We start from the raw sequence: 13,238 nt of genomic DNA, 5'->3' as shown, positions 1-13,238 counted from the left end.
CTAATGGTGGCTGCATCGACCTGACGGATGCGACTGATGACCAAGGTGCTTTTGATCGATGACGACATAGAGCTGACGAATTTGCTCAGCGAATACCTGACCGAAGAAGGTTTCGCCGTCGAAACGACTGTAGATGGCCGGATTGGTGTCGCGGAGGCAATGTCGTCGGCAACCGACATCATTGTGCTTGATATCATGATGCCTCGAATGAATGGCATCGAGGCCCTTCGCAAAATCCGCCAGGTGAGCGACGTGCCGGTCCTCATGCTGACCGCGCGCGGGGACGATGTCGATCGTATTTCCGGTCTCAACCTCGGCGCGGACGACTATGTTGCCAAGCCCTGTTCCCCGGGCGAACTGGCGGCGCGGATCCGGGCGATTCTGCGTCGCTCCGGTCGAGCCGAACGGGATGGCTCAGCCGAAGAACTTAAGACTGGCGCGCTGGTTCTCTTTCCATCGAACCGGAGAGCCGAGTGGCATGGTACGCCACTTGAACTGACCGGCACGGAGTTCAGCCTGCTGGAGGTGCTCGTCCGCTCTGCAGGCCAACTTGTATCCAAGCAGGAGATATCGCTTCGCGCATTTGGCAGGCCGTTGACGGCATTCGACCGGCGGATTGATGTCCACATCAGCAGTATTCGGCAAAAGCTCGGGGCACGCGCAGACGGACAGTCCTGGATACAGGCTGTCAGGGGCCGTGGTTATCAGCTTCTGGAAGGCTAACAATGCGTCGACTGTTCTGGAAGTTCTTCAGTGTCGTCTGGTTGGCCATGGCAGGGTCGATCGCGCTGTTGTTTGCCATCAGTACATTGTTTCAGTCCCCCTTCGAGGAAGAGGTCGCCAACCGCGAGCAGACCCTTGCGTTGGAAACCACAGCGCAGGTTCTGCAGTCACAAGGTTTGGATGCAGCAACAAATCTGATGGCGGCCATGCAAAGAACCGGCCGCAATATCCCGATCAGCGTCACTCCGATCGGCTTGGCTATCGACTGCGTCTCAATCGCAGCCGATGATCTCGTGCGAAATGCCGTCAGCAACGGAGATTGCTACCGCGTTCAGATTGCTGCGTCAGCGCAGAGCGCGATCTCCAGGGTATGGCCGCGAACAGTTCCCTGGCTGGCGGCGCTGCTGGCGGCGGCTGCCGCGGCATACTGGCTTGCCCGCTATTTCATCACGCCTGTCGAGCAGCTTCGCTACGGACTGCGCGCTCTGGCAAATGGTCAACTGGATGTTCGCATCGCCCATACGATCGGCAGCAAACGCGACGAAATCACGTCTCTGGCGCATGACCTGGACATTACCGCGACGCGACTGCAGGAACTGCAGGTTGCACAGCGGCAGCTATTCCATGACGTCTCCCACGAGTTGCGCTCGCCATTGTCACGGCTCCAGGCGGCCATCGGTGTTTTGCAGCAGAACCCCGCGCGCTTGACCGCGATGGTCGAACGCATGGGGCGGGAGGTCGAGCGCCTCGATGAATTGGTGGGCGAAATCCTGACGCTTGCTCGGCTGTCTGAACGCAGTTCGCCGCGATTTGAGCGACAGACCCTGGATGTTGTCGACCTCGCGCGCGAGATTGTGGAAGACGCCGGCTTTGAAGCGCAGGCCCGTGGTATCATCGTGCAATACAAAGGAGTGGATTCCTTCATCGCGTCGGTCAACGGCGAGCTGATTTACCGCGCGATCGAAAACGTCATCCGCAACGCGATCACACATACCGAAGCCGGCACTTTGGTGCTGGTCACGGCAGAGATACATGACCAGCAACTGCTGCTTTCGATCGAAGATGAAGGCTTCGGAGTTCCGGAGGCCGAGTTGGAGACCATTTTCCAACCTTTCTCTCAGAGTTTAACCGCGACCACGCGGGCGGGGTTTGGCCTCGGCCTCGCCATCACGCGCCGCGCCGCGGAATGGCATGGCGGCAGTGCAACGGCCACCAACACCGCGACCGGCGGGCTTCGTGTGGACATCACGATCCCGGGACATCCCGCCGACGAATAGTTGAAGCCGCCATTTCGATGCCGCAGGAAGACCGGCGCCCGCATCCACCGCACCCCCCATTTTCACGAGATTTCAGCACGAGCGAAACGTGACGCAGCGACAACACGCGAAGCTATGCGCGCTACAGCAATGTGCTTGTTTTCGCCTTCATAGCTTTCGGCCGCGGCGAATAAGGTCGGCCGCCTTTTCCGCGATCATCACCACCGGTGATGCTGTATTGCCAGAGACAATGCGGGGCATGATCGAAGCATCAACGATCCGAAGTCCGTCAAGGCCTGCGACCCGAAGCGAGGGATCAACGACTGCGTCGGCATCCGCGCCCATGCGGCAAGTGCCGACCGGGTGAAAGATCGTCGTCGCAATATCGCCGGCGCGCCGGATCAGGGCCTCGTCGTCCTGGTATTCGATGCCGGGCAGCATCTCCGCCGGTTGATACCGCTGCAGCGCCTGCGCCGTCATGATGCGGCGAGCCTGCCTTATTGCAGAGATCGCCACGTGCCGGTCGTGATCCGTGGACAGATAGTTCGGGCGGATTTCCGGCTGAACGGCCGCGTCACTGCCGGTGATGTGGCAGGTGCCACGGCTTGTCGGCCGCAGCTGACATACCGACATCGTGATGGCCGGAAAGGAGTGCAGCGGCTCCCCCAGCCGATTGGTCGACAAGGGCTGGACGTGATATTCTATATCCGGCGTAGTCTCCTCGGGGCCGGAGCGCGTGAACATGCCGAACTGGCTAGGCGCCATCGACATTGGCCCCGAGCGGCGCAGCAGATATTCGCCGGCGATTTTCAATTTGCCGGCCGCGCTGTTGGAGAGCTGGTTCAGCGTCAGCGTGTTTCTGACCTTGTAGACGGTGCGGATCTGCAGGTGATCCTGCAGGTTTTCGCCAACACCGGGGCGGTCAAGGGCCACCGCTATGCCAAGGTTGCGCAGCATGTCACCATTGCCGATACCTGACAGCTCGAGCAGCTTTGGCGAATTGATCGCGCCCGCAGCGAGGATCACCTCGGCAGACGCCTCAGCGGTAAACTCGCCACCGGGCGTGCGAAAGCGCGCACCGCCGACACGTTTGTCGGCAATGGTCAGCTGCTGCACCAGTGCATGTTTGATCAGACGCAGGTTTCCGCGTTTCAGCGCGCCGCGCAGAAAGCCGCGGGCTGCATTCCAGCGCATGCCCCTGTGCTGGTTGACCTCGAAGAAACCCGAACCTTCGTTGTTGCCATCGTTGAAATCGGCGCGGGGTTGAATGCCGAACTCCTGTGCACCCTTCTGCACCGCTTCCAGAATATCCCAGCGCAGACGCTGGCGGCTGACCTTCCACTCGCCGCCGGCGCCGTGCAGGTCGTTTTCCCCGCCATGATGGTCTTCCGATTTCCGGAAATATGGCAGGACATCGGACCAGCCCCAGCCGGCATTGCCGAGATCGCGCCAGCCATCGTAGTCGCTGGCCTGACCGCGCATGTAGATCATTCCGTTGATGGAGGAGCAGCCACCCAATACCTTGCCGCGCGGATAGGCGAGGCTCCGGCCGTTGAGCCCGGGCTCGGCGGCTGTCGTCATCATCCAGTCGGTGCGTGGATTGCCGATGCAATAGAGATAGCCCACCGGGATCTGAACCCAATGGTAGAGGTCCGAACCTCCGGCTTCCAACAGCAGCACACGAACCGAGGGATCTTCCGTCAGCCGCGCCGCAAGCACACAGCCCGCCGTTCCGGCTCCGATGATGATGTAGTCGTAAGTGCCCTCAAGCCGATTTGCTTGCGACATGGCATGCCCTTTCACCGTTGCACGGCAGCTGACTGTATTCGAGAGGGTAGCGGAAGGCCGGCCTCATACCTTCAATGTCGACCAGAAGTCACGCATCCGATCCGTCAATTGCCCATAGAGAGCGTAGCGACGCTCATAATGTTCACGCAGATCCGGGTCCGGCTCATGGCTCCGCTCCACACGGGTCATGGTCGACACCGCCGTCTCGAAATCCGGATGGAGGCCGACTGCCACGGCAGCCCCGATGGCGGCGCCGAGCGCACCGGTTTCGCGGGCCTCGGCAACACCGATCGGTAGACCCAGCACATCGGCCATGATCTGCGGCCAATGGGGGCTGCGCGCACCGCCGCCCGACATGACCGCGGCATCGACGGCAAGGCCCGCCGAGCGCAGGACATCGATATGTCGGCGGTGTTCGAAGCAGACGCCCTCGAACAAGGCGCGCAGCATATGCCCCTCGCCATGCCAGCCGGCCAGCCCGTAGAAGCCGCCGCGAAACTCTGCGCCGAGCCGCGAGCCAAAGATGAACGGATGAAAAAACGGATCGTCCGCCGCCGGCGACACGGAAGCGACGGCGGCGTTGCAGCGATCGAAGGCCGGCTCGCCATGGCTGCCGAGCAGCCGGTGCACATACCATTCCAGATTGGCGGCCGAGGTGGCACTGGACTCGATATTGACGTAGCGATCCCTGCCAAAGGTCGCCACCATGAAGACATCGGGGCTTTGCACCGGTGCCGCGGCAAAGACCTGGTTGATACCCCAGGTGCCGGCGATGATCGAAGCTTCCCCCGGCCGCACCACGCCAGACCCCATGGCGCTGGAGACGACGTCGAAGAAGCCGCCGATCACCGGCGTGCCCTCGGCAAGCCCCGTCAACGCTGCGGCCTCTGCCGTCACATGACCGACGATCTCGCAGGAATCGACCGGCCGGGCAAATAGCGGCAGGGCGTCCTCCAGGCCATAGAGACCAAGCAGTTCCCGATCCAGCGTACCCTCAGGCATGTTCAGAAGGCCGGCACCGCTGAGATCGGAAATATCGCTGGCCAACTGTCCGGTCAGCCGGAAGTTGACGTAATCCTTCGAGAACAACACCGAGCCAGTGGCCGCATAAGCCTCCGGTGCGTGACGCTTGACCCATGCCAGCAGGCTTGGCGTCTGGGATGGCCAGGGACGTTGCAGGCAGCGGTGCTGCAAGGCCGCGCCGGTTTGCGCATTGATCTCCTGGGCGACAAGAGCTGCGCGGCTATCGAGCGACTGGATGCCGAGCAAAGGCTCATGCTTCCGGTCCAGCAGATAGAGCCCATTGCCATGGCCGGCGCAGCCGATGCCGGCGATGGATCCTGGCTTCACGCCGGAAAGCGCCAGCAATTCACGGATTGCCTCGCAGCAATTGCGCCAGAGCTCGCCAAGGTCGCGCTCCACCTGGCCGGGAAACGGATAGGTCGATTTTCCGTCAATGGCGTGATGGGCAATCTGACGTCCCTGCCGGTCGAAGAGCACGGCCTTGATGACGGTATTGCCTGCGTCGAGGCCCAGGAGAAAGATATCATCAGCCACGATTGTATATGTCCCACGCTTCGTCGCCGCTGGCGCCCTGATGGATGATCGCCATCAGCGCCGAAACCACGGCCTTTGGATTGTCATGTTGATAGATGTTGCGGCCATAGACCATGCCGTTTGCGCCCTGGGCGATCAAGGCCGCCGATTTTGTCAGGACGGCGCGCAGATCCTCCTTGCCGCCGCCGCGCACCAGTACCGGGCAGCGCGCCGCCTCGATGACCCGGTGGAAATCCTCCGGATTGCCGGTCGGGTCGGCCTTGATGATGTCGGCACCCATTTCCGAGGCGAGGCGAACCAGGGTGACGATCTTCTCCGCATCGCCATCCACCTGATAGCCACCCCTCACATCATTGGGCAGCATGACCAGCGGCTCGATCATCAGCGGCATGCCGTATCGATGGCAATCGGCCCGCACCCGGCTGATGTTTTCCACGCATTGGCGAAACAGTTCGGGCTCGTCCGGCAGCATGAACAGGTTTACCACCACGCAGGCTGCATCCATTTCCAGCGCGCCGATCAACGGCTCGTCACGGTTCTGCAACTGCGACCACATCACACGGTGGCGCGTCGCATTGTAGGGATTTCCCATGTCGATGCGCATGACCAGTGCCGGCTTGTCACGACCGGGGCGGTTCTGCAACAGGTCGGCCTGTCCATAGGCCAACTGGATCGCGTCGGGTCCGGCATCGACCAGCCTGTCGATCACCATGTCCATGTTTTCCAGTCCGACCAGGAAGCTCGGCTCGTTGCAAACGCCGTGATCGACAGCAACATCAAGGCAGCCGCCGTTCCGAAAGAGACGGTTCAGGCGTGCTTTGTGCGAAATTCGTGTCATCTTGACCTTCCTTGCATCTGTTTTCGAGAATGTCCTTGGAGACGCCGTGGAAGACGTCCAGTTCAGTGATCAGCTGACTTTGCTCGAGGGCTGCCTGCTCCTCGCTCCAACCGAGTTCGCTTGCGGCGATCCTTGCCAGCGACACGATGATGTCGAGGCTGATCTCGCCGGTGATCGCCAAGGCCGTGCGTCGCAGGACGATGTCGCCGAGATGGCGAACCGCTTCCCGGCGGATCAACCACACGATTTCGGCCTCCGTGACCGGCAGGCTCGCCGCCAGCGGACGGTCGTCGGCTCGCGCGGCGCAGAAAGTAATGAGGTCGACGGCCTGGGAGCCATAGGTTTCGGCCAGGTGCTCGGCCCGCGCCCTGTCGATCGGAAAATCGCGCTCGAGCCTATCGGCCAGCTGACCGCTGGAGCCGGGAAAATTGCGGCCTCCGCCGATCGGCCGCGTCGACGTTCCGGTGACGCGCGGCCGTCCGAGATACGCCAGCGCCTCATCGGCCGTCTGTTCCGCAAAGGCGCGGAATGTCGTCCATTTGCCGCCTACCATGCACAGCTGCGGCGGATCGCCTTCGATGCGATGGACGAAATGGCTGCGCGAGATGCGGCCGGTAAACTCGGCATCGCTGCGCGGCAACGGGCGAATGCCACTGAAGCTGAAGACGATGTCCGAGGTCGCGATGGCGATCTTGGGAAACACGTAACGGATGGCGTCGAGAATGTAGTCGCGTTCCTCCGGCTCGCATCGCACCTTGGCGGGACGCTCCACCTTGATATCGGTGGAACCCGCCAGCACGCGACCGAGATAGGGAAACAGGATGCAGACGCGGTTGTCGGTATTTTCAAAGAAGATCATGTGGCCATTCAGGGCCTTGTGAAGCGCTGCGTTGTCGAGGATCAGATGCGAGCCCTTCGTGCCCGACACGACAGGCTGTTCCGCCGCGCGTTCCATGCCAAGCGTTCGCGCCGTCTGATCAATCCAGGCACCGGTCGCATTGACGATGATGCGCGGCCTGACCACCATGGCCTCGTCGACGCCTTCGACGCGCAGCCGGTAGCCGTCTGAGCCACGTTCCAGTTCGGCATAGTTCAGCGCGATCGCCTGCGGCGCATCCCGCCGTGTATCGGTCACCAACTCGACCGCAAGCCGCTCCGGCTGACGGATCCAGGCGTCGTAATAGGTTGCTGAGTAGCGCAAGTTCGCGGTCAGCGCCGGCCATCGCGCCAAGGTCTTGTCTCGGCCTCTGAATTCATGCCGTGGCAGCAGGCGCTTCTTGCGCGTGACGAAATCGTAGAGTGCCAGGCCGATCTTGATGGCCACGGCGCCGCGGCTGGTCGGCTTGCCGCTCGATCCGGCAAACGCGGCAGCGGCGTTGAACAGCCCGCTGAACACCGACATGATCGGGATCGTCGTCGGCAGCGCATGGACCATGTGCGGGGCAAGGGTCAGAAGGGCATCCCGTTCACGCAGGGATTCCGCCACGAGGCTGAACTCGCCATTTTCCAGATACCTCAGGCCACCATGAATCATACGGGACGGGGCAGCGCTGCAACCGGATGCGAAATCGGAGCGCTCGACCAGAAGCACGCGCAGCCCCTGAAGCGCCAGGTCGCGATAGGTGGCGATCCCGTTGATCCCTCCCCCGACAACCACGGCATCGAAATCACCGTCCTGTCGGATGCGCCTGATGGCATCGTTGCGAAATGTGGGCATAGTAATCCCATTCACCGGTTTGCTGCCGGTGTCCCAAGGTTCAAATATTGTAGGTCGAAGCTAGTGGTCGAGATCGACCAGATGCCGATCGACCGCCTCACCGATAAAGACGCGTTCGTCATCGGCGAGCGTCAGCCGCGCCGCGGCGGCATTCTCCCGCGCCTGCACCGCATCGCGCGCGCCGCAGAGCGAGAAGGTGATGCCCGGCTGATGCACCGTCCAGGCGATCACCAGTTGGGCGATGGATACATCATGTGCCTCGGCAATCGGCGCGATATCACCAACCAGATGCGCCACCTTCTGCCGGTTCGCCTGGCTGAAGCGGGGATTGCCCTGGCGCTGGTCATCGGCCGCAAAGATGCGGTCAGGGCCGACCTTGCCCGACAGCAGCCCCAACGCCAGCGAAGAGTAGCTGAGGACCGAGACATTGTTGGCTTTCGCAATCGGCAACAGCGTCTTTTCGATATCGCGGCGAACCATGGAATATTCCTCCTGGATCGCATCGATCTCACCGCTTCCGATATAGGCCTTCAGATCTTCCGGGGAGACGTTGCTGGCGCCGATCGAGCGGATCTTGCCCTGCTCCTTCAGGCGGATCAGGGTCTCCATCGTATCGGCAATCGGCGTGGTCGGATCCTGCCAATGGGTGATGTAGTGGTCGATGTAATCGGTGCCGAGCCGCTTCAGGCTTTGCTCGACCTCGTGCGCGATGGAGTCCGCCCCGAGATAGCGGTGGACGGGTTTGCCGTCCTGGTCGAAGAAATATTCGCCCTTGGTCGTGTGCCAGACAAGACCGCATTTGGTCGCCAGCACCACCGCGTCGCGCCTGCCCCTGATGGCCTTGCCGACGATGGTTTCCGACAGGCCCATGCCATAGGCCGGTGCGGTATCGATCAGCGATATGCCTTCATCGATGGATGCCTGGATCGCGGCGATCGACTGCTGCTCGTCGGTGCCGCCCCACATCCAGCCGCCGATCGCCCAGGTTCCCAGCCCGACCACGGATGCCTCGATGCCGCTGGTCCCGATGGACCTCTTCTTAACCGCGTTGCTAGTCATGGTCCCCCACTCCGATATTGGCAATGATATGTCTGGCGACCGCCTCGTCGACGACGAGCGAGGTCAGGTAGCGCCCGGCAAGCGCTGCCGCGACGGGGCCGGCTTTATAGTCCCCCGCAGCAACGCCGATGGTGTTTCGGCAATTGACGAACTGTCCCGGCGCAAGGGCCACAACCCGGGAGTTCAGGTCGATATCGGCCAATGATCCGTCGGCGCTGATCAGATGCGCCAGGAACTCTCCCGATATGCCGGCATCGACCAGTGCCTTGCCGCCGCGTGCCGGGTCCGGCAACAGATCGTAATACCCCGAGCCCGGCGCCTCGACCGAGCCGATTCCGACCAGGGCAACCGTCGCGCTCCGCGCAAGATCAAAGACCTCCCGGATCGATGCCATGTTCATCAGCAGGTCGCGCTGCTCGGCGTCTTCGGCAAACAGCGGTGCGTGCACCAGTGATGCACTACCGCCAAGCTTTTCGGCCAGTTGCGTCGCTAGATGATTGACGTCGGTATAGTGCTTGCCCTGGACCCCGCCTGTTACCGGCACAACCCGGACATCGAAACGGCGCTCTGCCTCGAGATTTTCGACCACGGCGCTCACCGCCTTGCCGCCGGTAATGGCGATGATGTCTCCATCGCGCAGAGTTTCCAGCAGGTGGCCTGCCGCAACCCGGCCAACCATCTGCAGCGTCGTTTCGGGATTGTCCGATACGGTCGGCGTCACCACGGAATGCCGCAGAGAAAAACCGCTGACCAGATCGTTCTCCAAATCGACAAGCCGCTGGTAGGGGCTCGATATGGCAATCTTGACCATGCCGGCCTTGCGCCCCGTCGCGATCAGCCGGTTGACCTTCGAATGGGAGAGATTGAGCCGCTCGGCAATTTCCGACTGCTTCAAACCTTCGATGAAATGCAGCACGAGCACCGAATACATCTGCCGCTGCTGGTCGAAGTCTTCCCTGATATCCGCCATAGTCGAAATCTCTCGTTTCCCTGAACAGTTCTCAGCGGCGGCGCTTGACGAGGTAGTGGTCGAACAGCACCGCCCCCAGCAATATGCTGCCGCGAATGATGTCCTGCCAATAGACTGACACATTGAGCAAGGCGAGCGAACTCGACACCATGGACAACAGCACTGCACCAAGGATGGCGCCGAGAATGGTTCCCGATCCGCCCGAGAGGCTGGCGCCGCCGATGACGGCCGCCGCAATCACGTTGAGTTCCATGCCTATGCCAAAGCTCGGCTGGGCAGAGCCAAAACGCGCCATGTAGATCACACCGGCCACGCCGCAAAGCGTCGAGCAGAGCGTCGTCGTTGCGAAAATCACCCGGCCGACCCGGATGCCGGAATAGGCCGCCGCCTTCGGATTGCTGCCGGTGTAGAACACCTTGCGAAAGGCGGCCGTGCGGCGCAGCAGCAGGTCGAACGTCACGACAACAACCACGAAGATGATGATGACGAGCGGAATGTTCTGGATCGTGCCCTGGCCGATGAACTTGAATTCCGGCGGCAGCGAATAGAGGCCGAGCGGCCGTCCGCCCGTTGCCAGCAGGCAGACGCCGCGGGCAATCACCATCACGGCGAGCGAGACGATGAAATGATGCAGCCCGACGACAGTGGTCAGGAAGCCCATGGCCATGCCGATGGCCGTCGTCAGGGCGATCGCCATCGCCGCGGCGGCCCAGGGATCCACCCCGTTGAGAAACAGCCAACCGCCGGCGACCATGGCCAGCGCCGTGACGGAACCGACTGAGAGGTCGATGCCGCCGGAGATCAGCAGGATGGTCATGCCGACCACCACGATGCCTTCCACCGCAAACGCCATGGCCATGGCCCTGATGTTCTCCACCGTCAGGAAATATGGCGATATCAGCGACATCACGCAAAACAGCGTCACGATGATGAGGATCAGACCCGTTTCCCGCGCCCTGATCATAGTGTCGAGCCAGCCGATCCGGCGGATCGCTCGCATATTGCCGGACTGTTGTTCCTGTGTTGCTAACATGCCCCTCACTCCCTCAGCCATGTGCCGCTGCCGGACCGATATCGATCGACGCCAGATGCATGATTTTTTCCTCCGTCATGTCGTCGCCGCGCACCTCTCCCGCGATGCGCCCCTCCCGCACCACGAGAATGCGGTCACTGATGCCGATCAGTTCCGGCAATTCCGACGAGATGACGACAATGCCGACGCCTTCGCGCACGAGCGCGCGCAACTGGCGATGGATTTCCGCCTTGGCGCCGACATCGACGCCGCGCGTCGGCTCATCCAAAAATATTACCCTGGGATTGACCGACAGCATCTTTGCCAGCGCCACCTTCTGCTGGTTGCCGCCGCTGAGCGACGAGACCGGATCGTCGACACTGTTGGCCCGCAACTGCAGTCGCTGGCCGAGTTCCCGTGCCCGCGCCTGTTCGCGCCGTCTTTCGATCAGCCCCATGCCGTTGGAAATCAGGTCGATGTCGAGCGCCGAGACATTCGCGGCAATCGACATGTCGAGAAACAGGCCGTCGCTCTTGCGGTCCTCCGACAGGTAGACGATCCCCTCACGGATGCTGTCGCGATAGTCGTGCAGCTGCAGAACGCGGCCGTTGAGCGCAATCTCGCCGCTGGCCCGGCCCTCCAGCCGGCAGATGCCGCGGACGATCTCGCTGCGGCCCGCACCGATCAGCCCGGCAAGGCCGAGGATCTCGCCCTCGTGCAGATCGAAGCCGACGTCGAAAATCCGCCTGCTTTCGCTAAGGCCGCGCACCGACAGGATCACCCTGCCGGAGCGTTCCTCCTCGGCCTGCTTGGCCGGATAAAGATTGCTCAACACCCGCCCGACCATGCTGTTGATCACCTCTTCCTGGGTGATCTCGGCAACATCGGCGGTGCGCACATGGCAACCGTCGCGCATGATGGTGATGCGATCGCAATGCTCGAAGATCTCGGCCATGCGATGCGAGATGTAGATGATGGCGATACCCTTGTCGGCCAGCCGATGCATGATACGAAACAGGATCTTTGCCTCGGTTTCCGTCAGCGCGGCCGTGGGCTCGTCCAGGATCAGAATGCGGCAATCGAGCGTCAGCGCCTTGGCGATCTCGACGATCTGCTGCTGGGAAATCGACAGGCTGCCAGCCTTCACCGTAGGGTCGATGTCGCTCAATTCGCGGAGCACCGCCGCCGCCCGGTGATTGATATCGGCATAGCGCATGAACCATGCCGGGCTGGAATTGGTCTCCGACATATACATGTTCTCGGCGACGGAAATTTCCGGGCAGAGCGCGATCTCCTGATGCACGAAGCCGATGCCCAGCTTGTGGGCCTCGTTCGGAGACGCGATACGCACCTTGCGGCCATCGAGCCTGATCTCGCCGGAATCGGGCTGCAGGATGCCGTCGATGATGTGCATCAAGGTGGATTTACCAGCGCCGTTTTCCCCGACGAGCGCATGGATCTCACCTATTCTCAATTGCAGACGGGCTCCGCGAAGCGCGTGGACCGGCCCGAAGGATTTGTGCACGTCCTCGATATCAAGAATAACCTCACCCATCACGCCCTCCGCCCTCGCAGTGCCATCGATATTTTTCGTCCCGGCAACAATATTGCCTGCCGGGACGATTGCCGCGAAATCAGCGGTTTTTCATGTATTCATTGAGGTCGAAGGCATCTGCATTGGCCTTGGTGATGACCGCAAAGCCATTGTCCATCGACGGGACCTGAAGCGGATTGAAACCCGACAGCTTGTAGTCGTTGAACGGATCCAGCAGATCGGGATGGGCACCAAGGAAGGTGTTGACGAAACCCATGAAGCCCTGAACGCCCTGGTTTGGGTTGATGGCCATGTGGATATTGCCTGCCTTGATGTGATCGAGCGTGGTGGGCGTGATGTCCGCGTGGATGATCAGCACATTCTTCTTGGCTTCCAGAACCGCCGTCACCGCGCCTTCGGCCGAGCCGGCCTCCGGGATCCACAAGGCCCCGAGGTTCGGATTGGCCTGAAGCATGGCCGAGACCGCCTGATAAGCTGCATTGGCATCCTGGTTCGTCGCCTGGCGCGCAACCAGCTTCATCTCGGGATAGGTGCTGCCCATATAGTCGACGAGGGCCGTGACGCGCAGGTCGTGATTGCTCTGGCCTGGGTTCTCCAGCACGGCGAACTCGCCCTTGGCGCCGAGTTGTTTGACGATTTCCTCGGATGCAAATTTGGCCTCGGCCACGTTGTCCGAGGTGATGTAGGCGGTCCGCTTCGACTTGGGCGAGTCCGCGGCAAAGGTCGTGATCGAGACGCCCGATTCGATGGCCTTGTTGATCGG

At 61.6% G+C, this 13,238-nt stretch carries 11 protein-coding genes; 2 read left to right on the top strand and 9 right to left on the bottom strand.

The window, feature by feature from the left end:
- Positions 1 to 36: 36 nt before the first annotated feature.
- Both PDO_RS14645 and PDO_RS14640 read left to right on the top strand, forming a co-directional pair.
- Positions 37 to 723, top strand: a complete 687-nt coding sequence (locus PDO_RS14645; RefSeq protein WP_007603159.1) for a response regulator transcription factor — start codon at positions 37 to 39, stop codon at positions 721 to 723.
- A gap of 2 nt (positions 724 to 725) precedes the next feature.
- Positions 726 to 2,000, top strand: coding sequence for a HAMP domain-containing sensor histidine kinase (locus PDO_RS14640; RefSeq protein WP_007603157.1), 1,275 nt, complete (start codon positions 726 to 728; stop codon positions 1,998 to 2,000).
- Between the two features lie 147 nt (positions 2,001 to 2,147).
- On the opposite strand, the gene PDO_RS14635 is transcribed toward PDO_RS14640, so the two are convergent.
- The 9 genes from PDO_RS14635 to PDO_RS14595 all read right to left on the bottom strand — a co-directional run.
- Positions 2,148 to 3,767, bottom strand: coding sequence for a GMC family oxidoreductase (locus PDO_RS14635; protein WP_007603153.1), 1,620 nt, complete (start codon positions 3,765 to 3,767; stop codon positions 2,148 to 2,150).
- 63 nt (positions 3,768 to 3,830) lie between these two features.
- The gene (locus tag PDO_RS14630; protein WP_007603151.1) at positions 3,831 to 5,324 is read right to left on the bottom strand and encodes an FGGY-family carbohydrate kinase; all 1,494 of its coding nucleotides are present in this window, start codon (positions 5,322 to 5,324) and stop codon (positions 3,831 to 3,833) included.
- Positions 5,317 to 6,162, bottom strand: coding sequence for a class I fructose-bisphosphate aldolase (locus tag PDO_RS14625; protein ID WP_007603149.1), 846 nt, complete (start codon positions 6,160 to 6,162; stop codon positions 5,317 to 5,319). The genes PDO_RS14630 and PDO_RS14625 overlap by 8 nt, the downstream gene beginning before the upstream one ends.
- Positions 6,101 to 7,879 (bottom strand): glycerol-3-phosphate dehydrogenase/oxidase, encoded by a 1,779-nt coding sequence (locus PDO_RS14620; RefSeq protein WP_007603138.1) that lies wholly within the window; start codon positions 7,877 to 7,879, stop codon positions 6,101 to 6,103. Before PDO_RS14620 ends, PDO_RS14625 begins: the two co-directional genes overlap by 62 nt.
- A gap of 60 nt (positions 7,880 to 7,939) precedes the next feature.
- Positions 7,940 to 8,938 (bottom strand): aldo/keto reductase, encoded by a 999-nt coding sequence (locus PDO_RS14615; RefSeq protein WP_007603135.1) that lies wholly within the window; start codon positions 8,936 to 8,938, stop codon positions 7,940 to 7,942.
- Positions 8,931 to 9,908 carry a sugar-binding transcriptional regulator gene (locus PDO_RS14610; protein WP_007603133.1) on the bottom strand — a complete coding sequence of 326 codons (978 nt, stop codon included), beginning with the start codon at positions 9,906 to 9,908 and terminating at the stop codon, positions 8,931 to 8,933. The genes PDO_RS14615 and PDO_RS14610 overlap by 8 nt, the downstream gene beginning before the upstream one ends.
- A gap of 31 nt (positions 9,909 to 9,939) precedes the next feature.
- Positions 9,940 to 10,941 (bottom strand): ABC transporter permease, encoded by a 1,002-nt coding sequence (locus tag PDO_RS14605; protein WP_007603131.1) that lies wholly within the window; start codon positions 10,939 to 10,941, stop codon positions 9,940 to 9,942.
- Between the two features lie 13 nt (positions 10,942 to 10,954).
- Complete coding sequence (locus tag PDO_RS14600) at positions 10,955 to 12,475, bottom strand: sugar ABC transporter ATP-binding protein (protein WP_007603128.1); 1,521 nt, start codon at positions 12,473 to 12,475, stop codon at positions 10,955 to 10,957.
- 79 nt (positions 12,476 to 12,554) lie between these two features.
- A partial coding sequence (locus PDO_RS14595) for a substrate-binding domain-containing protein (protein WP_007603126.1) occupies positions 12,555 to 13,238 on the bottom strand: 684 nt, incomplete at its 5' end.

Source organism: Rhizobium sp. PDO1-076 (assembly GCF_000247475.1).
Lineage (GTDB): Bacteria > Pseudomonadota > Alphaproteobacteria > Rhizobiales > Rhizobiaceae > Allorhizobium.
Note: the sequence above shows the minus strand (reverse complement) of the source record. Positions and strands in the feature narration are given on the sequence as shown.